The 24,035-nt window shown below is 58.6% G+C and carries 20 protein-coding genes; 6 read left to right on the forward strand and 14 right to left on the reverse strand.

All coding sequences use genetic code 11. The annotated features are described in order from the left end of the window. Positions 1–78: 78 nt before the first annotated feature. From FRZ40_RS39405 to FRZ40_RS39415, 3 genes are all read left to right on the forward strand, one after another. Positions 79–996 (forward strand): LysR family transcriptional regulator, encoded by a 918-nt coding sequence (locus tag FRZ40_RS39405; protein WP_147237902.1) that lies wholly within the window; start codon positions 79–81, stop codon positions 994–996. A gap of 174 nt (positions 997–1,170) precedes the next feature. Then, positions 1,171–1,749 (forward strand): cysteine dioxygenase family protein, encoded by a 579-nt coding sequence (locus FRZ40_RS39410; protein ID WP_028367275.1) that lies wholly within the window; start codon positions 1,171–1,173, stop codon positions 1,747–1,749. Between the two features lie 8 nt (positions 1,750–1,757). Beyond that, positions 1,758–3,023, forward strand: coding sequence for an MFS transporter (locus tag FRZ40_RS39415; protein WP_147237903.1), 1,266 nt, complete (start codon positions 1,758–1,760; stop codon positions 3,021–3,023). 371 nt (positions 3,024–3,394) lie between these two features. Here FRZ40_RS39415 and FRZ40_RS39420 read toward each other — a convergent pair whose 3' ends face one another. Continuing rightward, positions 3,395–4,018: a TetR/AcrR family transcriptional regulator gene (locus tag FRZ40_RS39420; RefSeq protein ID WP_028367277.1), complete on the reverse strand. Its 624-nt coding sequence runs from the start codon at positions 4,016–4,018 to the stop codon at positions 3,395–3,397. Positions 4,019–4,134: 116 nt separating this feature from the next. Here FRZ40_RS39420 and FRZ40_RS39425 point away from each other — a divergent pair, with 116 nt between their 5' ends. Next, on the forward strand, positions 4,135–4,887 hold the full coding sequence (locus FRZ40_RS39425; protein ID WP_147237904.1) for an SDR family NAD(P)-dependent oxidoreductase: 753 nt from the start codon (positions 4,135–4,137) through the stop codon (positions 4,885–4,887). Positions 4,888–5,168: 281 nt separating this feature from the next. Here the strand turns inward: FRZ40_RS39425 and FRZ40_RS39430 are convergent, their stop codons facing one another. From FRZ40_RS39430 to FRZ40_RS39460, 7 genes are all read right to left on the reverse strand, one after another. Next, positions 5,169–6,650 (reverse strand): aldehyde dehydrogenase family protein, encoded by a 1,482-nt coding sequence (locus tag FRZ40_RS39430; protein ID WP_147237905.1) that lies wholly within the window; start codon positions 6,648–6,650, stop codon positions 5,169–5,171. Between the two features lie 2 nt (positions 6,651–6,652). Next, positions 6,653–7,726, reverse strand: coding sequence for a proline racemase family protein (locus FRZ40_RS39435; protein ID WP_147237906.1), 1,074 nt, complete (start codon positions 7,724–7,726; stop codon positions 6,653–6,655). Positions 7,727–7,876: 150 nt separating this feature from the next. Then, on the reverse strand, positions 7,877–8,755 hold the full coding sequence (locus tag FRZ40_RS39440; protein ID WP_147237907.1) for a dihydrodipicolinate synthase family protein: 879 nt from the start codon (positions 8,753–8,755) through the stop codon (positions 7,877–7,879). A gap of 141 nt (positions 8,756–8,896) precedes the next feature. Then, positions 8,897–9,613 carry an ABC transporter ATP-binding protein gene (locus FRZ40_RS39445; RefSeq protein ID WP_147237908.1) on the reverse strand — a complete coding sequence of 239 codons (717 nt, stop codon included), beginning with the start codon at positions 9,611–9,613 and terminating at the stop codon, positions 8,897–8,899. Continuing rightward, positions 9,613–10,389 (reverse strand): ABC transporter ATP-binding protein, encoded by a 777-nt coding sequence (locus tag FRZ40_RS39450; protein ID WP_028367283.1) that lies wholly within the window; start codon positions 10,387–10,389, stop codon positions 9,613–9,615. The genes FRZ40_RS39445 and FRZ40_RS39450 overlap by 1 nt, the downstream gene beginning before the upstream one ends. A 20-nt stretch (positions 10,390–10,409) precedes the next feature. Next, on the reverse strand, positions 10,410–11,576 hold the full coding sequence (locus tag FRZ40_RS39455) for an ABC transporter permease subunit (RefSeq protein WP_147237909.1): 1,167 nt from the start codon (positions 11,574–11,576) through the stop codon (positions 10,410–10,412). 18 nt (positions 11,577–11,594) lie between these two features. Continuing rightward, positions 11,595–12,545 (reverse strand): branched-chain amino acid ABC transporter permease, encoded by a 951-nt coding sequence (locus tag FRZ40_RS39460; protein WP_028367285.1) that lies wholly within the window; start codon positions 12,543–12,545, stop codon positions 11,595–11,597. A gap of 588 nt (positions 12,546–13,133) precedes the next feature. On the opposite strand from FRZ40_RS39460, the gene FRZ40_RS39465 reads away from it, so the two are divergent. Beyond that, on the forward strand, positions 13,134–14,297 hold the full coding sequence (locus FRZ40_RS39465) for a branched-chain amino acid ABC transporter substrate-binding protein (RefSeq protein WP_035542207.1): 1,164 nt from the start codon (positions 13,134–13,136) through the stop codon (positions 14,295–14,297). A gap of 154 nt (positions 14,298–14,451) precedes the next feature. Further along, positions 14,452–16,182: a cis-3-hydroxy-L-proline dehydratase gene (lhpI, locus tag FRZ40_RS39470; RefSeq protein WP_028367286.1), complete on the forward strand. Its 1,731-nt coding sequence runs from the start codon at positions 14,452–14,454 to the stop codon at positions 16,180–16,182. A 124-nt stretch (positions 16,183–16,306) separates the two neighbouring features. Here lhpI and FRZ40_RS39475 read toward each other — a convergent pair whose 3' ends face one another. The 6 genes from FRZ40_RS39475 to FRZ40_RS39500 form a co-directional block, all read right to left on the reverse strand. After that, positions 16,307–17,071, reverse strand: a complete 765-nt coding sequence (locus FRZ40_RS39475) for a GntR family transcriptional regulator (RefSeq protein WP_231516140.1) — start codon at positions 17,069–17,071, stop codon at positions 16,307–16,309. Between the two features lie 109 nt (positions 17,072–17,180). Beyond that, entirely contained in the window at positions 17,181–18,326 is a 1,146-nt protein-coding gene (locus FRZ40_RS39480; RefSeq protein WP_028367288.1) for a porin, read from the reverse strand. Positions 18,327–18,782: 456 nt separating this feature from the next. Continuing rightward, a complete protein-coding gene (locus FRZ40_RS39485) occupies positions 18,783–20,306 on the reverse strand; it encodes a CoA-acylating methylmalonate-semialdehyde dehydrogenase (RefSeq protein WP_147237910.1) in 1,524 nt (507 codons plus the stop codon). A gap of 47 nt (positions 20,307–20,353) precedes the next feature. Continuing rightward, positions 20,354–21,682 carry an omega-aminotransferase AptA gene (gene aptA, locus FRZ40_RS39490; protein WP_147237911.1) on the reverse strand — a complete coding sequence of 443 codons (1,329 nt, stop codon included), beginning with the start codon at positions 21,680–21,682 and terminating at the stop codon, positions 20,354–20,356. A 167-nt stretch (positions 21,683–21,849) separates the two neighbouring features. Next, positions 21,850–23,265: an aminotransferase-like domain-containing protein gene (locus FRZ40_RS39495; RefSeq protein ID WP_147237912.1), complete on the reverse strand. Its 1,416-nt coding sequence runs from the start codon at positions 23,263–23,265 to the stop codon at positions 21,850–21,852. A 3-nt stretch (positions 23,266–23,268) separates the two neighbouring features. Continuing rightward, on the reverse strand, positions 23,269–24,030 hold the full coding sequence (locus tag FRZ40_RS39500) for an SDR family NAD(P)-dependent oxidoreductase (RefSeq protein ID WP_147237913.1): 762 nt from the start codon (positions 24,028–24,030) through the stop codon (positions 23,269–23,271). Positions 24,031–24,035 lie beyond the last annotated feature (5 nt).

The raw sequence follows: 24,035 nt of genomic DNA on the forward strand, positions 1-24,035 counted from the left end.
AACGCTTGCACGGACTTGCAGCGGTGCAGCGCTATAAATATGATCCATGGATCAGCCACAAACTTGAGATCCGACTCAATGGGACGCCGAACAGGAACAACCGCACCGACTCTCCGGCAGCTCGAGCTTCTGCTGGCCCTGACCTCTTCTGACGGAATCGCGGGTGCGGGCGCAAAGCTGGGAATGTCACCCTCCGCAACCAGTCACGCATTGCGGGCGCTGGAGACCGCACTTGGAACGGAACTGGTCGACCGCAACGCATCGGGGATCGCCCTGACCTATACAGGCGAACATGTTCTCCCTCACGTTCGCGACGTCTTTGCGTCCCTCCAGCTGGTCCAGGCAACGGCACTGGCCGGCGCAGAGCTAAAGACGGGGTTGTTGCGCCTGGGCTCGTTCGGCGCGAGCGCTACGATAAGGGTCCTTCCGCCGCTCATAGAGCGGTTCAAGGCTCGCTATCCCGGCGTTGACGTTGTGGTCACCGAAAAACCCGATGAACAAACGTCACGAGATCTGATCGAGCGCCGTCTGGAACTTGCGGCGGTCACACTGCCGAAGTCAGACTTCGACTCGCAAACCCTCGCCGTCGATGAGCTTGTTGCGGTTTTGCCGTCCGGCCACGCTCTGGCAAAGCTGGAGACCGTTCCGCTCAGCGAGATGACAGCGGACCCTTTTATCCTTACGCGCGCAGGGTCGCAGGCCCTGGTCACCAAGCTGTTTTCCAGGAACGGGCTACGGCCGAGGGTGACCTACGAATTGCTGCAACTGATGTCCATTCTGGAGCTGGTTGCGGGCGGAAAAGGGGTCTCCATTCTGGCGAAGCTGGCGCTGCCGGATCGGTACAGCGGTACCGTCTTCCGCCCTCTCTCCCCGGGCACTTCACGACGCATCGGATTGGTGTGCCTCAATGAAAACCGTCTTTCTCCCGTGGCGCGGGCGTTCTGGCAGGAAACCCGCCGGTATCAAGCGAGCCTGAAGGCCGCGCCGCGCAGGTGATGCAAAGAGGTAGTCAAGCAACGACGGGCGGAGCCGATTGAAGTCAGATTCAATTGCTCGTGAAGAATGATGAAGCAACAATCTGGACAGCCCCGAGGCCTCTGCACGCCGTATCAAGGTTCAGAAGTAGATCCCGGGGGCAGTTGCGACAGAACTAACCACCGGAGACATTTCATGGAAGAAACGCCCACCTGCTTCGACCGGTTTGTCCGCGACTTTACGCGGCTCGTCGACGATTTTTCGGGCGACGAGGACGAAATTCTGCGACAAGGCCGTGAGCTCCTCGCAGATCTCGTCGGCCGGGATGACTGGCTTGCGGACCGGTACGCGCAACCACATCCTCAGTACTATCAACAGTATCTCCTCCATGCCGATCCGGCAGACCGTTTTTCGGTTGTCAGTTTCGTATGGGGGCCGGGTCAAAGAACACCAATTCACAATCACACGGTTTGGGCGCTGATCGGTATCTTGAGGGGTGGAGAGCGTGCAGAGTCGTTCGAAGTCGTTTCGCCTGGCCTGCCGATGCGGTCACTTGGGGATGAAGGTCTCGGCCCGGGAACAGTCGAGAGCATCTCTCCGCGCACCGGCGACATTCATCGCGTTTCCAACCTCTACGAGGATCGCATCTCGATCAGTATCCATGTGTACGGCGGCAACATCGGGAGGATCTCGCGACATGTCTTCGAGCCGGAAACAAGCATGCCGAAGACGTTCATTTCCGGGTATTCCAACGAATCCGAGAATTCGGCGTAATCCATTCAATGTCAGAAGTTAATCCGGGCACCGTCGGCGACTGGCGTTCTTCGTCGGAATACGCGCACGCCAGGGGCAATGTCGCAAGGCTCACAATTGCCCAGGCGCTTGCCGGCGCGAACTCGACCGTCTTCTATGCAACCGGCGCTATCGTCGGCAACACGCTCGCGCCCAGTCACGCTTTGGCGACCCTGCCAATCTCGATGTTTGTGGCAGGGATGGCGGCATCCTCGCTGCCGGCCGGGGCGATCGCCCAACGCTGGGGGCGACGTACTGCATTCATGGCGGGAACCGCATGCGGCGTGCTCGCCGGCCTGCTTGCGGCCTGGGCTGTGATGCTGGGCTCATTCTGGATCTTTTGCGTGGCGACGTTTTGCGGCGGCGCTTACGCCGCTGTGGTGCTTTCGTTCCGCTTCGCAGCCGCGGATTGCGTGCCGCTGGAACGGCGCCCCCGTGCGTTGTCGTTCGTCATGGCGGGCGGAGTCTTCGCCGGGGTAATCGGCCCCCAGCTAGTCACCTGGACCATGAATCTGTGGGCGCCGTACACATTCGCGGCGACCTATTTGGCGCAAGCGGCAGTGGGCACCCTGTCTGGACTCATACTCCTGGGCATTCGTCTCGCCAAGCCTACGAAGGCAGAGACCGCAGGAGGACGCCCGATCGCCGTCATCGCCCGGCAGGCCCGGTTTGTTACCGCCGTGATCTGCGCGGTTGTCTCATATCTGCTAATGAATTTCCTCATGACGGCCGCCCCTTTGGCAATGCACATGTGCGGGCTGTCGCAGAAGGCGTCCAATCTCGGGATTCAATGGCACGTCATCGCGATGTACGCGCCCGGCTTCTTCACAGGGAGGCTGATTGCGCGTTTCGGTGCGCAAAGGGTCGTTATGGCGGGGCTGGCGCTTACAGCGCTTTCGACGGCTACCGGCTTGATGGGTGTAGATCAGGCGCACTTCTGGCTGGCCCTCATACTGCTTGGCGTGGGGTGGAACTTCGGCTTTGTGGGGGCATCGGCCCTGGTGCTCGAATGTCATCTGCCCGAGGAGAAGGCGCGGGTGCAATCGCTCAATGACTTCATCGTGTTCGGGACGATGGCCTTCGGCTCGTTTCTGTCGGGCGACCTGCTGGCTACCCGCGGATGGAACACGGTACTTGGGCTCTCGCTCGTTCCGCTAGCCCTCGCAATCATCGCGTTGCCTGGCTCGGCGGTGGCAAGTCGAGGCGCCCGCCGGCAGAACGCGATAAGCGCCCCGAAGGCTGATTCAATTGGATAGACGCGCCGTTGCCGCTATTGTCGAGCGAACGGGTCCAACCAGGGCATGGCGAACAAGAGCCGTGCCCCGCGAAGTCGGGACTCCTGCCGACTACGATTGACGACCTCGCTCGTGTTGTCCACGTTGCCCGTGACAAGGACCATACGAAACCGGACATCGCCGCTCTTCACTTTCTGGTAGGCCACTCTCCGTCGCTCGAGGTTCGGAGCATTGCCAGTTCGTACTATCACGCGTAGGCCATGTTACGCATCTCGCACGTGAATACGGTGCGCTATGGGGATGTCGGGCCTTCTGCTTCGCAAGAAGGTCCACTGTCGGTACATCACGAGAGCGCCCGTCGAACGAACGCCCCATCGCCTCGCGCGTAGCCTTTACTTCGATACTGATCTGGAAGCCTGCGGACGCGCACCGTAGCGCAATCCGTCCAGAAACAAACTCACCAACCTACGGGCATCAAGCGGGTCGGGACATGCGAGTGGAGCACAGAGTGCGCCCACTGCGCACAAGAGCTCGTCCGGCTGGACGCCCTCGCGAATTTCGCCTGCAGCTGTCGCCGTATCGAGGAGACGCTGAACGACCGGCCGGAGTCGTTGCAAAAAATACAGCGGCAAAGCCTTCAACGCCGGGTCGCCAGAATTCAGGGCGGCGGCCAGACCACGCCTCTTCGTCACGAACTCGACATAGCGGTCCACCCATTCCAGTAATGCCTCTCCGGCGCCAAGCGTGGCGGCAAGTTCAACGCCAGCGTCCGCGCAGGCGTCCACCTCACTGCACAATGCAGCCACCACAAGGTCGGAACGTTGCGGGAAGTGGCGATAGATCGTGCCGATGCCGACACCAGCCTTTTGCGCAATCTCGCGCACCGGAGCATCGATACCCGAGGATTCGAAAACATCCAGTGCTGTTCGCAGGAGCGTGTCTATGTTGCGTCGTGCGTCAGCGCGCACCGGGCGCGGCGCACTTTCGTTTGCGGACTTGTTCGTTTTGCTGCTCAATTCATTCCCCTTGCTAAGCGGAACGTTGTTCCGTATAGTCAATAACCGGAGCGACGTTCCGCTTGCATTGTAACCGTAAGCGAATCGCTTTCACCCATCATTGGATCGGAGCAAACATGCAGAGCACACCCGTCGCACTCGTTACCGGTGCAAACAAAGGAATTGGCCTTCAGATCGCCAAGGATCTGGCGGCGAAAGGTTTCAAGGTACTCGTCGGAGCCCGCAAGCTGGACCTCGGCGTGGCGGCAGCTAGAAGCATCGGCGGAGGCGCTCAAGCCATCCGGCTCGACGTGACGGATCGATCGACGATTGCGGAAGCAGCCAGGCAGATCGAGGAGACGGTGGGACGTCTCGATGTGCTGGTCAACAACGCGGGGATCTCGCGTCCAATCAAGCCGGGGACACCTATCGAAGAAATGAGGGACGGCGATAAGCTGAGCCGTGTATCAGTCGCCGATATGAGCGTCGTGTTTGAGACAAACGTGTTTGGGGTGGTTGCCGTTACACAGGCGATGTTGCCGCTCCTCCGTAAAGCACCGGCCGGACGCATCGTAAATATTTCGAGCGCAGGCGGCTCCCTTACGCTGAAAGACAGCCCGTCGGAGTTCTCGCGGCAGTACGTCGGACTTTATCAAGCCTCGAAAGCGGCACTCAACGCCGTCACGCAAGCGTTCGCCATTGAACTGGAGGGCACGAGCATTAAGGTCAACGCAGCCTGCCCTGGCTTCACTGCAACCGCTATTAGTAACTTTGCACCGGGCGCGGGGTCGGTTGAAGATGCGGCACGAGAACCGGTTCGCCTGGCTCTTCTTGATGCGAATGGACCGACCGGCACGTTCTCGAACGTTGATGGTCCTCTACCTTGGTGACATAAACCGCGAAACGCCTCAGGGATGGATGAGCAAGGGCCTTCCCCGCGCCAGCTGACGAATCGCCGTGCCTGTGTGTCTGTCGTCAACTAGAACTACCGGCAGAACTAATTGTCTGCCAGACACCTGGTGTGGTGCTTCGCCAGTCCACGATACCTCGCCCTCGGATATCCGGACTGACATTTGAGCACCCGGAACGGGTGCTCCAGTCGGTACGCGGTCGCGCTCGCAGGATTCAACTTCGCGCGAAGGAAACGTGAGCCCCCACGCGCATGGACTGCCTATTTGATGTACCAGCCCCACGGCTTGTCGCTTTCGTATCGCGTAATCTGTTTGGTCTCGAGATAGTTATTGAGACCCCACTCCCCCAGTTCACGGCCGATGCCGGATTGCTTGTAGCCGCCCCACGGCGCTTCCGTAAACGTCGGCTGGGAACAGTTAATCCAGACAATGCCCGCGCGCAGAGCGCGCGCCACCCGGTCGCAACGTACGAGATCGCTCGACATCACTGCAGCGGCAAGTCCGAACCGAGAGTTGTTTGCCGAACGCACCGCTTCGGCCTCGTCGTCGAACGCACGGATACAGACGACTGGTCCAAAAATCTCTTCGTTCCAGACCCAGCTTTCCTCAGGCACATCTGCAAACACGGCAGGCTCCATGAAGAAGCCTTTGTCCAGATGTGCGGGTCGGCCTCCGCCAGCCACCAGATGCGCACCCTCGCTCTTTCCGCGTTCCACCGCTTCGTGCACCTTGTCGAACTGGGCTTTGCTGACAATCGGACCCAGCAGCACACCATCCTCCAAGCCATTGCCGATGCGGATTTTCTGCGTTTGCTCCGTCAACCGTTTGAGCAGGCGGTCATAGATGCCGCGCTGAACGAGTACGCGCGAGGTAGCTGAGCACACCTCGCCCTGATTCCAGAAAATACCGAACATAATCCACTCGACAGCCGCGTCGATGTCGCTATCGTCGAACACGATGAACGGCGATTTGCCACCAAGCTCGAGGCTGACGTTCTTGATGTCACGCGCGGCCGCCTGCATGATGCGGCTCCCGGTCGGCACACTGCCCGTGAAGGCGAGTTTGTCGATGTCGGGATGTTCGGAGAGCGGCGCGCCCGCGTCCTTACCGAGACCCGTCACCACATTGAGGACGCCGTTGGGCAACCCTGCTGCCGATGCAATGTCCGCTAGCTCAAGCGCCGTTAAAGGAGTGAGTTCGGATGGCTTGAGCACCATCGTGCAGCCTGCCGCGAGCGCTGGCGCGACTTTCCATGAGGCCATCAGCATCGGGAAATTCCACGGGATGATTGCACCTGCGACGCCGACCGGCTCCTTTCGGGCGATAGAGCTGAAGCGGTCGTCGGATAGCACCACCTGCGTCTCAGCGTTCTGGTCGAGCTTCTCGGCAAGGTTTGCATAGAATTCGAAACATCCCGCGGCGTCGGCCAGGTCCCATAGTGCTTCGGGCAACGGCTTACCGTTGTCGCGGACTTCAATTTCTGCAAGTTCCTGGATGCGGTCACGAATGCCCGCGCCAATCTTGCGAAGAATCGCGGCGCGCTCCGCACCCGTCATGCGTGGCCACGGACCCTCATCGAATGCCTTCCGGGCAGCCCTGACCGCGAGGTCAATGTCTTCAGATGTGGCGGCGGCGACGTGCGCGATGACCTCCTCGGTACTTGGGTCAACCGTTTCAAAAGTTCCGCGACTGGCCGGCAACACCCAGGCGCCGTCAATGAAGAGGTTTTCGTAGGATTTCATAGTTAGTCAGAATTCGAGTGACGGGTTTTAATGAGCTTTTCATCGACGGCTTCGAGCCATGTATCGGCCAGCGTGAAACCTGACTGGAAGCGGTCGGTCGGGTCGACACCGATTTGCGAGATTCCGGTAATCCACGCCTGGCCAGCGACGACCGACACCACGGCATCGACGTCGCCGACTTTTGTCCTGGACTCGACCCGACTCTCGAACCTCGAGCCTGTAATGGACTCATGGATGAACGTTTGGCCGACACCGATAAGTCCGCGTGCATGCAACACGGCAAGACGTGCAGACGTCCCGGTGCCACATGGAGACCGGTCGCACCGGCCGGGCGAAACGACGACTGCGTTTCGTGCAAATAGTCTTCCCTCCTCCCGTTGCAGAGGACCGGTCAGCTCGAAGTTGGTGATTCCCTTGATGAGCGGATTCAGTGGATGCGAGAACGGAAGCTGTTGGGCTGCTGCGGCCTTGATTTTTTGACCGATTTCGCAGATTTCGCGCGCTTCATCCGGCGTGATTCCGAATCCGAGCGCTTCGGCTCCGACCAGCACATAGGTCATCCCTCCATACGCGACGTCAGCTTTAACGGTGCCGAGACCAGGCACCTCAACGTTGGCATCGAGGTGAGAAACGAATGCAGGTTGATTCGTGAACGCCACCCGCTTTACCTTGCCGTCTTCGCATTCACAGCGGGCGTGGATAAGACCTGCTGGAGACTCCAGCACGAGTTCGGTCACAGGCTCCTGCATGGGCAGGATTCCCGTCTCCAGCAAGACCGTGGCAACGCACATCGTATTGGAGCCCGACATCGCAACATATTCTGTCGATTCCGCGATCACGTAACCCATCTGCGCGCGGGGGTCGGTCGCGGGAAGTATGAAGTTGACGTTGTGATTCACCGAGCCGCGTGGCTCAAAAAGACAAATCTTGCGGAGGGTATCGCCATGCTCTTCGAGATACATCATCTTCTCGAACATGGTAGTTCCGGGGACATCAATCAGACCGCCAGTCACAACGTTGCCGACTTCGCCTTCGGCATGGCAGTTGACCATCGTGAATGTCTTATTCCAACGCATAGGAACTCCCGATCCGGTTGATGCCTTAACACTGCGTAGATTGATACTGTTCAGCCGGCAAAGTCGCTCAGGGTGAAGCCATGAGCGTAGGGTTTGATGTCCGGCGAATTGATGCCCAGACGAACGTATTCGCCTGGGTGTGTCACCTGCTCAGGCTTGCGCCGCTTCGAAAACCGCACGGAATTCTGCTTTCTCGGTATCAGTGAGGGGCTGCAGCGGCATGCGCGCGGCACCGACCTTGAATCCCGCGAGTTCGCAGCCGTATTTCACTTTCTGCACGAACTTGCCCGCTTCCATGGTCGCCATGACGGGGAAGAGCGAACGCATCACATCCTGTGCACCGCGGATGTCACCGGCTGCGAACTTGTTGTAGAAATCGACGACCGGCTTCACGAAGCAATTCGCCGGTCCGCAAATCCAGCTGCTCGCGCCCCACAGGAAGAAGTCGAGCGCCTGGTCGTCCGACCCGCAGGACAACTGGTAGTTGCCCTTGTATTTTTCGCCGATTTCGATGGCACGCAGGAGATTGCCACTGCTCTCCTTGATACCGACGACACGGTCGTTGTCCTTGAATGCGTCCAGCACACCGAAGCCGACTTCCACGTTCGTACGAACGGGGTAGTTATAAAGCACCACGTTCACGTCCGGCACAGCCTTCAAGATGGCTTCGTAGTGGCCGATGAGTTCTTCCTGCGAGGGCAAGGCGTAGTACGGCGGGGCGATGAGTACGTTCTTGTACCCTGCATCGCGAACCAACTGGGTTTGCTCGATGACTTCTCTCGTGCACGAACCATTGGCACCGCCGATAAGGGTGCCGCGGTCGCCTACGACTTCCAGAACCGTCTTCAGGATTGCCCGACGCTCATCGTGCGTCAGGGCGTAGTACTCGCCGGTGGAGCCGAGCGGAACAAACCCGCTCACGCCCGCTTTCAACTGGAATTCGAGGATGTCCGCGAGCGTTGCGTGGTCGACGGCGCCAGATGCGTCGAAGGGGGTAACCAGTGCGGGCAGGATGCCTTTCATCTGCATTTGAAATCTCTCCAGCTAAGAAGTGACGAAACCAATGGGCCTATCGCATGAGTCGACGCGATTCGGTGCTATTACCTGACTGTTGCCTTAATTGCTTTCTCAAGGGTCGGTCCGGCAACCGCGGCCGACCCTCGAAGTCGTCTACTCTCCGAGGTACGCAGCTCGTACCTTCGGGTCATCGAGCATTTGCCTGGCATCGCCCGACATGGTGACGAGACCCGAATCCATGACATAGCCACGATTGGCGGCCTGCAGTGCAAGACGTGCGTTCTGTTCAACGAGCAGGACAGTGATGCCCTCACGGGAGACTTCTCGCACCACCTCGAAAATCTTCTCGACCATGATTGGGCTGAGGCCCATTGAGGGCTCATCCAGGAGAAGCAGCTTGGGCTTGCTGATGATTGCTCGCGCCATTGCCAGCATCTGCTGCTCACCGCCCGAAAGAGTGCCGGCCAACTGCGTTGCCCGCTCTTTTAATCGCGGAAAGAATCCGAACGTCCGGTCGACGTCCTTCCTGATTCCATCGGCGTCAGACCGCAGATAGGCGCCCATCTGCATGTTCTCGACGATGGTCATGCGTGCAAAGATGCCGCGTCCTTCCGGAACCATCGCGAGACCGCGCTTCAAAAGCTCGTGCGCCGGAACTCCTTTAATCGACTGGCCCATGTATTCGATTTCGCCGGCCGAAAACGGCTTGAGGCCGGTGATTGCTTTCATCGTGGTGGTCTTGCCGGCGCCATTCGCGCCAATCAACGTGACCAGCTCGCCTTCCTTGACCTCCATGTCAGCACCCTTGACTGCCTGGATGCCTCCATAGTTGATTTGCAGGCCCTTGATTTTCAGAATGGTCTTCGCCATCAGTGCACTCCCGCGCCGAGATACGCTTCGATAACCTTCGGGTGCTTCTGCACTTCCTGCGGCAGGCCTTCGGCAATCACCTTGCCGTAGTCCAGGACCGTCAGTCGGTTGCACAGACCCATCACCAGCTTCACGTCGTGCTCGATAAGAAGAATCGTCCGGCCGTCGCTTCGAATCTTGTCGAGCAGTTTCGTCAGTTCAACCTTCTCAGTAGCGTTCATGCCTGCAGCCGGTTCATCAAGTGCAAGCAGCTTGGGGTCGGTCGCGAGCGCTCTAGCGATTTCAAGGCGTCGCTGGTGGCCATATGAAAGATTGCGCGACGTGTAATCGGCGTATTGCGCGATTCCCACGTAATCGAGCAACTCGATAGCGCGCTCTTTGATTTCGCGCTCCTCGCGCCTTTCAGCCGGCGTCTGGAAAACGGCGCCCAATAGTCCGTGTTTCGTACGGACATGGCGCCCGACCATCACATTCTCGAGCGCCGTCATACCGCCGAAGAGACGGATGTTCTGAAAGGTCCGGGCGATGCCTGCCTTCGCCACCTGGTACACAGCTGTCGGGGTGTAGGCGTCTCCGTCGAGCACGAACTTGCCAGAATCAGGCGTGTAGAGGCCCGTGATGACATTGAAGAAAGTCGTCTTGCCAGCTCCGTTCGGGCCGATCAGGCCGTAGATGGAGCCCTGCTCGATCTGGAGGCCCACATCCGATAGCGCCTGCAGACCGCCGAAGCGCTTGTTGACGCCGGTGACCGAAAGGCGGATAGGTTTGGTGTTCATCTGTTCGTATCTCCTTCGGCTCAGGCACGTGCCGATTTGTTGGCACGCTTCGCGAATTTCGCGACCTTGTCTTCGTGCTTCGCCGCTGGCCAAAGTCCCTCGGAGCGGTAGAGCATGATGAGAACCATCGCAAGCGAGTAAATAAGCTGGCGCATCACCTCGGTGTCGACGACTTCGTGTCCGAACAACATATGCTGCAGCGGGCCCATGGTCGTACGCAGAAACTCGGGAAGTACTGCGAGCAGCAGTGCGCCGAGGATGACGCCTGGAATGTGACCGACACCGCCCAGCACGACACAGGCGAGCACCACAATCGACTCGGGCAGCGTGAAGGATTCGGGCGAAACGAAGCCCTGGAACGCGCCGAACATTGCGCCCGACAGACCACCAAACGAGGCACCCATTGCGAACGCCAGCAGCTTCACATTCCGGGTGTTGATGCCCATGGCCTTTGCAGCAACCTCGTCTTCGCGAATTGCGCCCCATGCACGGCCAATCCGCGAATGCTGCAGACGGGTACAAACCCAGATGACAAGGAGCGCCGCCAGTACGAAGAGGTAGTAATAGAGGAAGACCGACGGGAATCGCACGCCGAACACCGTAACGCCGTCGGAGAGACTGAAGCTGCCAAACTGGACAGGCGTGATACCGGTGACACCTTTCGGACCGTTCGTAATGTTGATGGGGCGGTCCAGGTTGTTCATGAAGATTCGAACAATTTCTCCGAAGCCCAGCGTCACAATCGCGAGATAGTCACCGCGAAGCCGCAAGGTGGGAGCGCCGAGCAGTACCCCCAGGAAAGCGGCAAACGCCATCGCGCACGGCACGATGAGAACAAACGGAACCTGAAGGCCGCCGGGTGCGATTTGAGCAACCCATTCGAACTGAGCAGCCAGATGAGGAGACGAGAGTAGCGCCGCGGTGTAAGCCCCAACAGCGTAGAAGGCTATATACCCCAGGTCGAGCAGGCCTGCAAAGCCGACCACCACGTTGAGCCCAAGAGCCAACATGACATAAAGCATTGCAAAGTCGAGCACGCGCACCCAATAGTTGCCACCGGCCGCGCCAAGCAGGAAAGGTGCTGCTACCGTCGCGATGACTACGAGGACGCCGATGCCCAGCTTTTTTGCGGGCGCGTGCTCGACGATGAGCGTCGACGACGGGTCGATTTTCTGGATGGAAGTCATTGTCTGGTTTCCTTTCTCTTATGCACGGTCTGCAACTCGCTCGCCGAGCAAGCCGGAAGGACGGAAGACAAGCACAACGATGAGCACGATGAAGGCGAAGACATCCTGGTAGTTACTTCCGAAGACGTCGTTGGTCAAATGCCCGATGTAACCAGCACCCAGCTGTTCAATCAGGCCGAGGAGCACTCCACCGACCATGGCCCCCGCCAGATTTCCGATGCCGCCGAGCACGGCTGCTGTGAATGCCTTAAGGCCGGGGATAAAGCCCATATAGAAGTGAGCGTTGCCGTATTCCGAGGCGATCATTACCCCTGCGACGGCAGCGAGCGCGGAACCAATGACAAACGTCGACGAGATGACGAAGTTCGGATTGACACCCATCAATGACGCATTGCCAGGGTTTTCTGCCACAGCGCGCATCGCGCGGCCGAGCTTGGTCTTGTGCACCAGCAGCAGCAGGCCGGCCATGATGACGAACGCCACGACGATGATGACAATTTCAGTAATCGAAATCACCGCACCGGGCGTCGTGCTGGTGGCCTTGATCACGCTCAACGGGTCCGTCGGCAACAGCTGTGGAAATGGCAGCGGATTGCGCGACCAGATCATCATGGCAAGCGTCTGGAGCAACAGTGAGACGCCGATTGCCGTAATCAGCGGTGCAAGCCTGGGCGCCTTGCGCAGTGGACGGTACGCGAATCGCTCAATGGTGTAGCCGACCGCCGCGCAAACCGCCGCCGCGATGACGAGCGCAATCGTCAGCGTGGCAAGGTTCCCCAACCCAGGAAAGTGATTCTGTAGAACGCCGATGCATGAGAGCGCCACGAGAGCGCCCACCATCAGCACATCGCCGTGCGCAAAATTAACGATGCCCAGAATGCCGTACACCATGGTGTAGCCGAGGGCGATGATGGCGTAGACGCTACCCAGGACGAGCCCGTTCAAGATTTGCTGGATGAAAATGTCCATGTGTCTCAGAACACCTCTTTTTCGACGGCAGCCAGATTTCCGCTCGCCGTTTAGTGATTGCTGATTGGGCCGGCCTGGCCACGTCATCGGCTACGTCCAGAAATCTGTCGTATCGACATCAGGAATGGCTCCGCTTTTCGCAGGAAATCAGACCGTCGCCCCCGCGAACGCCGCAGTTGCTCACCCCAAAGGCATGAACGGAACACAAACTTGAACACTTTGTGGTATGCAGCGTTGTACACAGAATAAACAGCCGAAATCGTCGATGTCAACGCGCAATCGATAGGGTGTTTACCTGGTGCGGCCGTGGTTCAGGCTGACAAGTGCTTGATTTGCATGGGGATCTACCGTTTTTGGCAGCGTCCGATCCGCCTCGATTCCACGGTTTGGGGAAGCGCCAGGGAATGTCCCATTGACATCCCTGATTTTGAGTCACTACGATGTATGCAACCTAGCACACTTCACCGCATGCAAATATGTGTATCGAACGGATGCACAGTTTCGGAATGGCATTGAGTGGGCATCGGCTCCGCCTTTAGCCATCAGCGGAATGGTCGTCACTGGATTCCTCTTAATCAGGAGTTTTAAATGTTTCGTCGTAATGTTCTGAAGCTCGCAATTCTCTCGGCCTGCGCGACCTTCACCGCAAGCGCCTACTCTCAAGATTCGAACACGGTGAAGATTGGCTTCGCCGGGCCGCTTACGGGCTTCTCGGCCCAGTGGGGCAAGGACGAAGAAAACGCAGTGCGCATCGCCGTCGACGATGCCAACAAAGCGGGAATCGTTATCGGTGGCAAGAAAATTACCTTCGCCGTCGACGCTCAAGATGATGCGGCGGACCCGAAGACCGCCGTGCTGGTAGCCCAAAAATTCGTGGACGACGAAGTTTCCGGCATCGTGGGTCACCACAATTCGGGCTGCTGGAATGCTGCCGCTCCGGTTTACGCGAAGGCTGGCATTCCCTCGGTTTCGCCTTCGGCAAGTTCGCCTCAGGTGACCTCGCAAGGTCTCAAGACTGTGTTCCGCACTATCAACAATGACGACCAGATGGCCAAGCTGGCGGCCGACTATAGCGTCAAGAAGCTCGGTGCGAAACGCATTGCAACCATCGACGACAGCACCGACTACGGTTCGAACTTCGCAACCGAGCTCGGCAAAGCCATCAAGGCAGACGGTGGCAATGTCGTAAGCCGCCAATACACCGACACGAAGTCGGTCGACTTCCGCGGCATTCTGACGCAAATCAAGGGACAGAATCCGGACCTCATCGTGTACATCGGGTCATACGGGCAGGCCGCCGCCCTGGTCAAGCAGGTACGTCAGCTCGGCATCACGGCGAAGTTCATGGGCGAAGGTGGCTTCACGAACGACAGCTTCCTCAAGCTTGCCGGCGATTCGGCGAAGGGAATGTATAGCTGGGAATACGGTCTGCCGCTCTCACGCATGCCGCGTGCTGCAGAGCTCGAGAGCAAGATGAAGGCGAAGTTCGGCACGGGCATCGTTCAGTTCGCGCCGCAGGCTTACGACGCGACGTGGGCAATCATCAACGCCATGAAGAAGGCTGATTCCACCGACCCGAAAAAATATCTGTCGGCGCTGCAGACGAATAGCTTCGACGGCATTATCGGCAAGATTGCGTTCCAGAAGAACGGAGACTTTGCCGTCGCCAACGCATCGCTGTTCCAGGAACAAGGCGGGAAGTGGGCGGTTCTCGACACAGCGGAAGGCGCAAACTCCTACGCTGGCAAGTAACGGACCTTTCTGAAATGGGACGCCCGGGGGCCTTAGGCCACGGGCGTTTATTGCATTTTTGGCGCGTCAATCCGAGCCGGATGCAAGTTCCAGATATTTGCTGCAAAGTGAACCGTCCTCGCAATAAATCTCCAGAAGACAAGCCAGGTAAATTATGAACAAGTCGTTTCACGGAAGGTCTTTGGTCGATGGTTTTGCCAGTGCCGAGGTCCTTTATTCCGACGTTCCGCTCAGCTTCATGGGCGGAGTGGATCCCGCAACGGGCGTGGTCACCGACACTCATCACCCGCTGCAAGGTCTATCCGTCAAAGGGAAAATTCTCGCCATCCCGAGTGGCCGCGGGTCATGTGCCGGCAGCGGTGTTCTCTTTGAACTGCTCCTGGCTGACATGGCGCCAGCAGGCTTCGTGTTCGCGCACGAAGAGACCATCCTGACGCTGGGCACAATCATCGCGGAGGAACTGTTCGGGAAGACGGTTCCCCTTATCAACGTTGGCGACAGCTTCCAGCAACTCTCGAGCGTAGCATTCGCAACCTTGTGCGGAAGTGAGGTTACCATCGGCGCAGACGAAGCCCGCGGTGAGAAAGCCCCCGTTGCCAGGCTGGCCGACCTCTCGACTGGCGACTTCCGGCTCACCCCAAAGGACAAGGAGATGCTTGAAGGCAAACATGGCCCCGCTGCGCGCGCTGCCATGCGCATTGTCCTCCGTGCAGGCATGCTCGAAGGGGCAAGAGACCTCATCGACGTCAGCCAGGCGCATATCGATGGCTGTTTCTACACAGGGCCAGGCAGCCTCGAATTTGTTCGCAAGTTGTGCGAGCTCGATGCGAAAGTGAGCGTCCCTTCTTCCATGAATGCGATTTCTGTCGACCAGCGTTTGTGGCGCAAACAAGGCGTGGACGCGGCCTTTGGTGAGGCCGCAATGGAAGTCGCCGAGTCCTATGCCAAGATGGGCGTGAAACGTACGTTCACCTGCGCACCCTATTTGCTCGACACCGCACCCAGGTTCGGCGAACAGATCGTGTGGGCCGAGTCGAACGCTGTCGTGTATGCAAACAGCGTCATCGGCGCGCGTACGATGAAGTATCCGGATTACCTCGACATCTGCATCGCAATCACGGGGCGCGCACCGAACATGGACTGCCACGTTGAGAAAAACCGTGCAGCCACAGTCGTGTTTAACGTGCCTTCAGACATTTCTCGAATCGATGACTCGTTCTACCCGGCTTTGGGGTACCTGATTGGACACATGGCTCCGAACGACATCCCTCTGATTTGCGGCCTCGAAAATGCGGGCGTCACGCTCGATGATATGAAGGCGTTCGGCGCGGCCTTCGCCACTACGTCCGCAGCACCGATGTTTCATATTCTCGGCGTCACCGCGGAAGCGAAAACGGCGGAGCAGGTGCCAGGTGGAAAGACGCCCTCTCGTGAAGTCAGTCTTTCGATGGGCGACCTGCGCCGGGCCTGGTCCGAGCTGAACTCAGCCACCTCGGAGCAGGTCGACTACGTCGCGTTAGGTAACCCGCACTTTTCATTCACCGAGTGCGGTCGACTCGCCAAGCTCTGCCAGGCGGAAAGCCGCAAGGCGAAGGTGCCGATTACCGTGACGTGCGGTCGGGACGTCTACGCGCGCGCGGCTGAAGCCGGCATCATTGAAAAGTTGCACAACTTCGGAGTTCAGTTCATCAACGACACCTGCTGGTGTCTGATAGGTGAGCCGGTTATTCCGTCAACGGCCGTCAACCTGATGACGAACTCAGCGAAGTACGCTCACTATGGACCGGCTGCAACCGGGAAGGGGCTGCATTTCCGGAGTCTCGCAGATTGCGTCGACGCTGCTTGCACCGGAAAGGCTAAGGCGATGCCGGATTGGCTGTCGTAACCCCGCCTGATTCCAGAGAAGTTTTCGCTATCCCCGGCCTGCCTTAGACGAGGTCGGTTGTCGCATTGTGGAAGAAGGCGAACGGGAGCGCGCCTGTGCTCAATTGCGGCCCCGACCGCATCGCTTACGTTGTCGACAGTATCGCCATCGACTGGGTCATGTTCTGACGCATGTAATCAAGGAAGCGCTTCTGGAACAGCATGGTGTGTTCGTGAGCAAGCTGTTCCGCCGCGTCGGCATCTTTGCGCTCGATGGCAGCAATGAGTTCTTCATGGTCACGACCGAGCTTGCTTGCACCTGGCGAGGTCACTGTGAAGTCGAAATGCAGATGCGACAGACGCTGCCCTTCGCCGAGGAGCCTTTCGTAATATCCGACAAAATAGGGATTGTTCGCCGCCTGTGCGATGGCCATGTGGAAGGCTTTGTTCGTTTCCGACATCTCCTGGAAGTCGCCGCTGGTTACGGCCTTCATATAGACCTTGTCAGCCTGCTTTATCCTGGCCATATCCGCGTCTGACCGATGGGTTGCAGCCAGACGGGAAACCGCCCGCTGAATAAGGTCGAGCGCCGAGATGTATTTGGGGAACTCTTCAATCTCGAAAGGCGTGACCAACGTGGTCCGATTCGGAAGAATCGTGACCAAGCCCTCGCTGATGAGCCGAGCCAAGGCGTCGCGTACAGGGGAGCGCGACAGCCCGAATTGCGCCGCAAGAGAAATCTCATCCAGCTGGGCGCCAGGCTTCAGCTTGAGCGTGAGAATCTGTTTGCGCAGTTCTTCGTAGATGTAACGTCCGCCGTGCCGGCGGACCACCGTTTCCGTTTCAGCCGTCTCTCGGGCCATTTTCTCACCGCTTTCCATTTTGGGCCGCACAACCGCGGACTCGCGCACCTGAGTTTACCATTGTGCGCGACAGGGGTCGCACTGCCCCCCAGACGACGCGGCGCCCGCCGGAGAAGCCCGACGGGCGCCTGATACATCAGCTCGAGAAGGGGTGGAATCAGAATTTGTGACGGATAGCTGCCCGGAAAACCAGCTGATTGGAGGTGGACGAGACGTCAGCGGCACCGGGAACGTACGCCACGTCGAGCACGGTGCCAGTTTTGTCTCCGGCAGCGTGCTGGTAAGCCCCTTGCAGGTAAACGTCGGTCCGCTTCGACAGGTTGTAGTCGACCATCAGGCCCGCCTGGTGCCACGCGGGGTGCGACTGCCCGTTGGTCGCGTTGAAGCTCGCGCGCGTGTACGTGTACATGCCGCCGACATAGAGAGCCGGCGTGAACTGGTACTTCGCATTGACTTCAAAGTTGTTAAACCGCAATGACGACAACGTCGCGCCCCCGACCGGCGTGATAGCGCCAACATATCCCGAGCTCACCGGCTGGGTGATATAAGAATTCGTGTATGCGAAGCCGAGCGTTGCGTTTCCAAGCGTGTAATTCACGCCGGCGCCGAACACCTGCAGCCGATTCGCCACGAAATTCTCGTCGCCACCATTGTTGATTGCTCCCGCCGCGGTCGACGACGGGTTGTTGGCCTGCAAATATGCCGCTGCGAGCAACAGGCTTCCCGTCGCGTACTGCATACCAATGCTGTACTGGCGATTGTTCGCAAAGTTTGCGTCGTTGCTGAAGCTATAGGTTCCGCCGAACTGAAGGCCGGCGAAGGTCGGGCTCGTGTACTTGACGGTGTTGTTCACACGGAACGTGTTGTCCGTGTTGTCGTTGTCATACGGGTGGGAGAACAGGTATCCAGCCCAGTTGCCGTTCGCAGTCGTCTGTGCAAGGTAGTCGACCAGCGAATCGTATTGTCGACCAAGCGTGACCATACCAAAGCGGTCGCTGCTGATGCCCACGTATGCCTGACGTCCAAAACCGAGACCGCCCTGACCAAGGCGTCCGTTGTTGACGTCGAATCCGCTCTCAAGCTGGAACACCGCTTTGAAGCCACCGCCGAGGTCCTCAGTGCCCTTCAGTCCCCATCGGCTACCCTGCGCATCACCGCTTTGCATCTTGTAAGCCTTGCTTCCCTTCGCGTTATTGGTGAAGTCAAGGCCCTCGTCGACGAGGCCGTAGAGCGTCACCGAGTTCTGTGCGAAAGCCGGGAATGTGACTGCTGCAATGCATCCCGCCAGGATGGTCTTTTTCATTAGTAGTCCATATTGCGTTGAAGAAAATTGATTTCGCGTTTTCTGACTGTTCAATCCGGCTCAGCTCGAAGCACCAGGGATTAGGCACGCCGCCCGCGCCTCCCATTGAGATTTCTTAAGATTCGCTTACACACAATTTTGCGTTTCATGTTGTGTGCATCGTTGTGTTCATATTACGAAGCCAAAATTTTCGGTGTCAACCAGGCAGCGACCCTGGTGTTGCATCGTTGCGAAAATTCCCCGCCGGTGCAGGACCGTGAGCATTTGTCGGAATGGTTGAATTGCCCGTCGTACCGAGCCCGTATGGCAGACAAAAAAAACCAACGCATGACGAAATGCGTTGGCGGCAATGTCCCGCGCAACCGGAAGACCTGACTGCGCGAGCCGTGGAGACCCCTAGTGAAAACCGCGAGCGCGAGCCGCGTTCGAATCCTTCGTCCGTCAGCGCGGGCAGCGTTACTTTGCAACGGGCATGGTGAACTCCGCGCCCTTGCCGATGCTGTCTGGCCACCGCTGCATCACGCTCTTGTAGCGCGTGTAGAAACGAATTCCCTCCTCGCCGTATGCGTGGTGGTCGCCGAACAGGGACTTCTTCCAGCCGCCGAACGAGTGCCATGCCATCGGGACCGGAATCGGAACGTTGACGCCCACCATACCGACCTGAATCTGACGCGTGAACGCGCGCGCAACACCGCCGTCCGATGTGTACAGGGAAACGCCGTTGCCAAATTCGTGAGCGTTAATCAGCTTCACCGCACTTGCGAAGTCCGGAACGCGGACGACTGCGAGAACCGGCCCGAAAATCTCTTCCTTGTAGATTTTCATGTCGGTGCGAACATCGTCGAAGAGCGTACCGCCAATGAAGAAGCCGTTCCCACTCGCAACTGCATGAGCACGGCCGTCCACGATGAGCTTCGCGCCCTCGGCCTCACCCGATTCGATATAGCCGGAAACCTTCGCCTTATGCTCGGCAGTCACCAACGGGCCCATCTCGGCGTCGAGGTTCTCGCCGTTCTTGATGACCAGCGATTGAACCCGGGGAATCAGTTTCTCGATGAGCTGGTCACCTGTGTTGCCGACTGCGACCGCCACAGAAATTGCCATGCAACGCTCGCCCGCCGAACCGTAAGCCGCGCCGATGAGTGCATCGACCGCCTGGTCGAGGTCTGCATCGGGCATAACGACGAGGTGATTCTTTGCGCCACCGAGTGCCTGAACGCGCTTGCCTCGCTTCGATGCTTCCGTGTGGATGTACTCGGCAATCGGCGTGGAGCCGACGAACGAGATAGCGGCGACATCCGGGTGTTCGATGAGCGCATCGACGGCAACCTTGTCGCCGTTGACCACGTTGAAAACGCCGTCAGGCAAGCCCGCTTCCTTCAGCAGCTCGGCGAGGCGCAGCGAAGCGGACGGGTCACGCTCGGACGGTTTCAGGATGAACGTGTTACCGCAGGCCAGCGCCACCGGGAACATCCACATCGGAACCATCACCGGGAAGTTGAACGGAGTGATGCCTGCAACGACGCCGAGCGGTTGACGCAGATTCCAGTTGTCGATGCCGCCACCAATCTGGTCTGTGAAATCGGTCTTCAGCAGATTCGGGATGCCGCAGGCGAATTCGACGACTTCAATGCCGCGAACGACTTCACCTTGTGCATCGGTGAACACCTTGCCGTGCTCACGGGTGATGAGCATCGCGAGTTCGTCGTGGTGCTTGTTCAACAGCTCTTTGAACTTGAAAAGGATTCGGGCGCGCTTGAGCGGAGCCATTTCGCTCCAGCTCGGGAAAGCGGCGGCGGCAGCCTGCACCGCGCGGTCGACTTCCTCCAACGAGGCCAGCGCGACTGCGCCAGTCACTTCGCCCGTCGCCGGGTTGAAGACATCCTTGAAACGTTCACTCGACGATGCGACGACCTGACCATTGATGAAGTGGCCTACCTGTTTGACCGACAGGTTCGCGGTTTCGTTTGCTGCGTTCATTCGGAACTCCGAGGTTCAAACCCGACCTTCCAGCCGGGCGATTCAAGTCAGGCCACTTCGCGCAAGGCGTTGCGCACGGTAGCGAAGATCTGGTCGATTTGCTTTTCATCGACAATCAGCGGCGGCGAGAAAGCGAGGATGTCGCCCGTATATCGGACGAGCACGCCCGCTTCGAAGCATTTGAGAAAGACTTCGTAGGCGCGAGCGCCGACGGCACCCGGACGCGACTCCAACTCGACCCCAGCGACCAGGCCCAGATTGCGAATGTCCTTGACGTGCGGCGAGCCCTTCAATTCGTGCACGGCGTCCTCGAATACACCGGACAGCTCTGCGGCGCGCTCAAACAGGCGGTCGCGCCTGTAGATGTCGAGCGTCGCAATTGCGGAAGCTGCAGCCGCGGGATGCGCCGTGTACGTGTAACCGTGGAAGAACTCGATGGCGTTCTCCGCGCCGGCATTGACCACTGTATCGTGGACCGAGCGACTTGCCGCAACGGCTCCCATCGGGATGGCCGCGTTATTAATGGCCTTGGCCATAGTCAGAATGTCAGGCGTGACCTGGAAGAACTCGCTCGCAGTCGGCGCGCCGAGGCGGCCGAACGCCGTAATCACTTCGTCGAAAATCAGCAGGATGCCGTGTTTCGATGTGATTTCGCGCAGGCGGTCCAGATAGCCCTTCGGCGGTACTAGCACGCCGGTCGAACCAGCGAGCGGCTCAACGATAACGGCGGCAATCGTCGATGCATCGTGTAGCGCAATGATGCGCTCAAGGTCGTCAGCCAGATGCGTGCCCCAGGTCGGCTGACCACGGGTGAAGGCCGATTCCGCGATATTGAGCGTATGCGGAAGGTGGTCGACGTGCGGCATCAGGTTGCCGGAGAACGTTTTGCGATTTGCGAGGATGCCGCCGACAGAAATGCCGCCGAAGCCCACGCCGTGATAGCCCCGTTCACGGCCGATGAAGCGCGTGCGTTGACCTTCGCCACGGGCACGGTGGTAGGCAAGTGCCATCTTCAGAGCGGTGTCGACAGACTCCGAGCCGGAGTTCGTGAAAAAAATCCGGTCGAGTCCGGCCGGCATGAAGCCAGCAACCTTCGACGCCGCTTCGAATGCGAGAGGATGTCCCATCTGGAACGTTGGCGCGTAGTCCATCGTATCCAGCTGCTCGCTCACGGCTTGCGTGATTTCAGTCCGGCCGTGACCGGCGTTGACACACCAGAGACCGGCCGTAGCGTCGAGCACCTGACGGTCGTCAACCGTCGTGTAATACATGCCCTTCGCGGCTTTGAACAGCCGCGGCGCCGCCTTGAACTGGCGATTCGCGGTGAAAGGCATCCAGAAGTTTGTCAGGTCGAGGTTTGGTTTGTCCGTGCTCATTGCATCGTCTCCGTGAATGTGGAATCACTTTATCGAGTTCGAATCCCACAATCACTGAACAGCAAAAATCGAGCAGCCAGACCGTATTGATTTTATTTGCTGAACTGTATTGGGTTGTGGCCGTCAATCGCCTTTCGCAGAGAAAAACACTGCGGCCTCCTCGAACACTAGGTGCGCGAGCGTCCTTTCAGATTCTTGAGGAAAGTCCAAAGCTCAGGCACGTCGGATGTCGCTGCATTGAACCTGAACCACTCCGAGGCATGTTCGCCTGGACGGAAATACGAACCTGGGGCCAGCCAGATGCCCTTGGACAGGGCATCTTTCGTGACTGCAATGCTCGCGTCGGGCTCAATCGGTAATCTCGCCCAGAGGAAAAGACCAGCATCCGGTGAGTGGAACACCGTGAGCCCGGCGTCGCGCATCGCCGCCGTCACCTTCGTATGAGCGTTGAAGAGCCGCTCCCGGATATGTGCTGTGTGCCGGTCATAATGCCCCTCGATGAGAACGCTTGCGACCGCTCGTTCCGTGACCTCTGAAGATGTCAGGCCGACCGCCATCTTTGTCATCGCAAGGCGCGACAGGAGTTCGCGGTTTGCCGCGATGTAACCGACTCGCATCGCGGGGGTGATGGTCTTCGAAAAGCCCGAGACATAGATGACACGCTGAAGCCCCTCCATGGCCGCGAGACATGGGGCGCCGGGAGGCGCTAGCTCTCTCGAGATGTCATCCTCAACAATCCACATCCCTTCCCGGTCCGCTGTCTGCAGCAGCCGGAAGGCCGATGCGGCACTCAACGAGGTTCCAGAAGGATTCTGAAGTACCGTGTTGACGAACATGACCTTCGGCTTGTGCGTCCTGATGACTTCTTCGAGTTGTGAGTTGTCGATACCATCCGGCGTGCGCGGCACGCTGACCACGTTCACGAAAGCAACCTTCAAAATCTCAAGCAGATTGCAATAGCACGGGTCTTCCACCAGCACAGTGTCTCCAGGTCTGAGCAGAGTCCGGACAATCAGGTCCAGTGCCTGCGTCACGCCCTGAGTCATCAATACATCGTCGACTCCGACAGACAGCGAATATCTGCGCAGTGAACTTGCTATGTATTCTCGCAGCGTCGAAAGTCCGAACGGGTGGCCATAGCCACCGATTCGCGCGCCGGGTAGACGACTGACCACACGCAGAGCATGCTGCACGCCACTTTCATTTATCCAGTCGTTCGGAATCCATCCACAACCGGCTTTGATTGGCACGGTCTTGTCCGCGAATACGTCGGAAAGCAACCAGGCTCTGTTGAGGCTCGGAGCGTTCCATGTGGATGCAGCGGGAGGTTTGGCGGCAGGAGTAGCTACACGATAACAGGCACCAGCACGCGCGATGACGAGTCCGAGGGACACGAGTCGTTGATATGCCTCGGATACCGTATATGTGCTCAGTTCATGACTCTTCGCAAAAGAGCGTACCGACGGCAACGCAGTACCCGCCGGAAAGGTGCCTTGTCTTAAGTCCTGTTCGATTGCAGCAACAATCTGGTCGACGAGCGTACCTTCGTCTTTCCGGGCGCGCGAAAGGTTGAGCTTAAACATTCGTCAGCGGATGTAGCTGCCGCCATTCACATCGAGCGTGGCGCCGTTGAGCGAAACCTGAGAGGGTCTCAAGACGAACGAAACCAGTTCCGCTACCTCAGAGGGAGAAGCCATCTCACCGATTGGTATATCCGCAACAGCCGCATCCTTCCCGTGTTTGGCAACGAAGTCCCCGGCCATATCGGTCGCCACCCAACCCGGACAGATATTCACTGCTGTGATGCCATCACCTCCGAATGAACGCGCGATGGATTTCGTGATATTCGAAAGCGCTGCCTTCGTTGCTCCGTACGGCATCGCATTTGCCACATAGCCGCGCTGGCCTGCGCGACTGGACATGTTCACAATGCGACCGCCGCCGTTTTCCTTGAAATGCCTGATTGCTTCGCGGCACAGGTCGGCCGCAGCAAACACATTCACCTGGAATTCTTTCAGCCAGGCCATGCGCCACTCTTCGGGGCTCGCATCGATAGTGATTTCTGTGCGGATACCTGCATTGTTCACGAGGCCATGAATGCGCCCCTCCGCCTCAATGGCCCGGTGCCACAATTCGGATGCGCCATCAGGCTCGGATAATCCGCACCGAACCACCACCCCTTTACCGTTGATACGCTTCAGCAACGCTTCGGCCTTAGCGGTGTCGCGACTGTAGTGAATGATTGGCCGGGCGCCGTCTGCCGCGAGTTGCTCAACGATGGAGGCACCGATGCCGCCCGTTGCGCCGGTGACAAGAACTGTTTGCCCCTCAAGAGGTTTGCTCAACATCCTCT

Source organism: Paraburkholderia azotifigens, assembly GCF_007995085.1.
Lineage (GTDB): Bacteria > Pseudomonadota > Gammaproteobacteria > Burkholderiales > Burkholderiaceae > Paraburkholderia > Paraburkholderia azotifigens.

Bases quoted from the DNA above. Each gene is read 5' to 3' on its own strand.
- FRZ40_RS39455 (WP_147237909.1), bottom strand. From the start codon at position 11,576: ATGACTTCCATCCAGAAAATCGACCCGTCGTCGACGCTCATCGTCGAG.
- FRZ40_RS39405 (WP_147237902.1), top strand. From the start codon at position 79: ATGGGACGCCGAACAGGAACAACCGCACCGACTCTCCGGCAGCTCGAG.
- FRZ40_RS39495 (WP_147237912.1), bottom strand. From the start codon at position 23,265: ATGTTTAAGCTCAACCTTTCGCGCGCCCGGAAAGACGAAGGTACGCTC.
- FRZ40_RS39500 (WP_147237913.1), bottom strand. From the start codon at position 24,030: ATGTTGAGCAAACCTCTTGAGGGGCAAACAGTTCTTGTCACCGGCGCA.
- FRZ40_RS39415 (WP_147237903.1), top strand. From the start codon at position 1,758: ATGTCAGAAGTTAATCCGGGCACCGTCGGCGACTGGCGTTCTTCGTCG.
- FRZ40_RS39480 (WP_028367288.1), bottom strand. From the start codon at position 18,326: ATGAAAAAGACCATCCTGGCGGGATGCATTGCAGCAGTCACATTCCCG.
- FRZ40_RS39435 (WP_147237906.1), bottom strand. From the start codon at position 7,726: ATGCGTTGGAATAAGACATTCACGATGGTCAACTGCCATGCCGAAGGC.
- FRZ40_RS39410 (WP_028367275.1), top strand. From the start codon at position 1,171: ATGGAAGAAACGCCCACCTGCTTCGACCGGTTTGTCCGCGACTTTACG.
- aptA (WP_147237911.1), bottom strand. From the start codon at position 21,682: ATGAGCACGGACAAACCAAACCTCGACCTGACAAACTTCTGGATGCCT.
- FRZ40_RS39460 (WP_028367285.1), bottom strand. From the start codon at position 12,545: ATGGACATTTTCATCCAGCAAATCTTGAACGGGCTCGTCCTGGGTAGC.
- FRZ40_RS39450 (WP_028367283.1), bottom strand. From the start codon at position 10,389: ATGAACACCAAACCTATCCGCCTTTCGGTCACCGGCGTCAACAAGCGC.
- lhpI (WP_028367286.1), top strand. From the start codon at position 14,452: ATGAACAAGTCGTTTCACGGAAGGTCTTTGGTCGATGGTTTTGCCAGT.
- FRZ40_RS39430 (WP_147237905.1), bottom strand. From the start codon at position 6,650: ATGAAATCCTACGAAAACCTCTTCATTGACGGCGCCTGGGTGTTGCCG.
- FRZ40_RS39445 (WP_147237908.1), bottom strand. From the start codon at position 9,613: ATGGCGAAGACCATTCTGAAAATCAAGGGCCTGCAAATCAACTATGGA.
- FRZ40_RS39465 (WP_035542207.1), top strand. From the start codon at position 13,134: ATGTTTCGTCGTAATGTTCTGAAGCTCGCAATTCTCTCGGCCTGCGCG.
- FRZ40_RS39485 (WP_147237910.1), bottom strand. From the start codon at position 20,306: ATGAACGCAGCAAACGAAACCGCGAACCTGTCGGTCAAACAGGTAGGC.
- FRZ40_RS39440 (WP_147237907.1), bottom strand. From the start codon at position 8,755: ATGCAGATGAAAGGCATCCTGCCCGCACTGGTTACCCCCTTCGACGCA.
- FRZ40_RS39425 (WP_147237904.1), top strand. From the start codon at position 4,135: ATGCAGAGCACACCCGTCGCACTCGTTACCGGTGCAAACAAAGGAATT.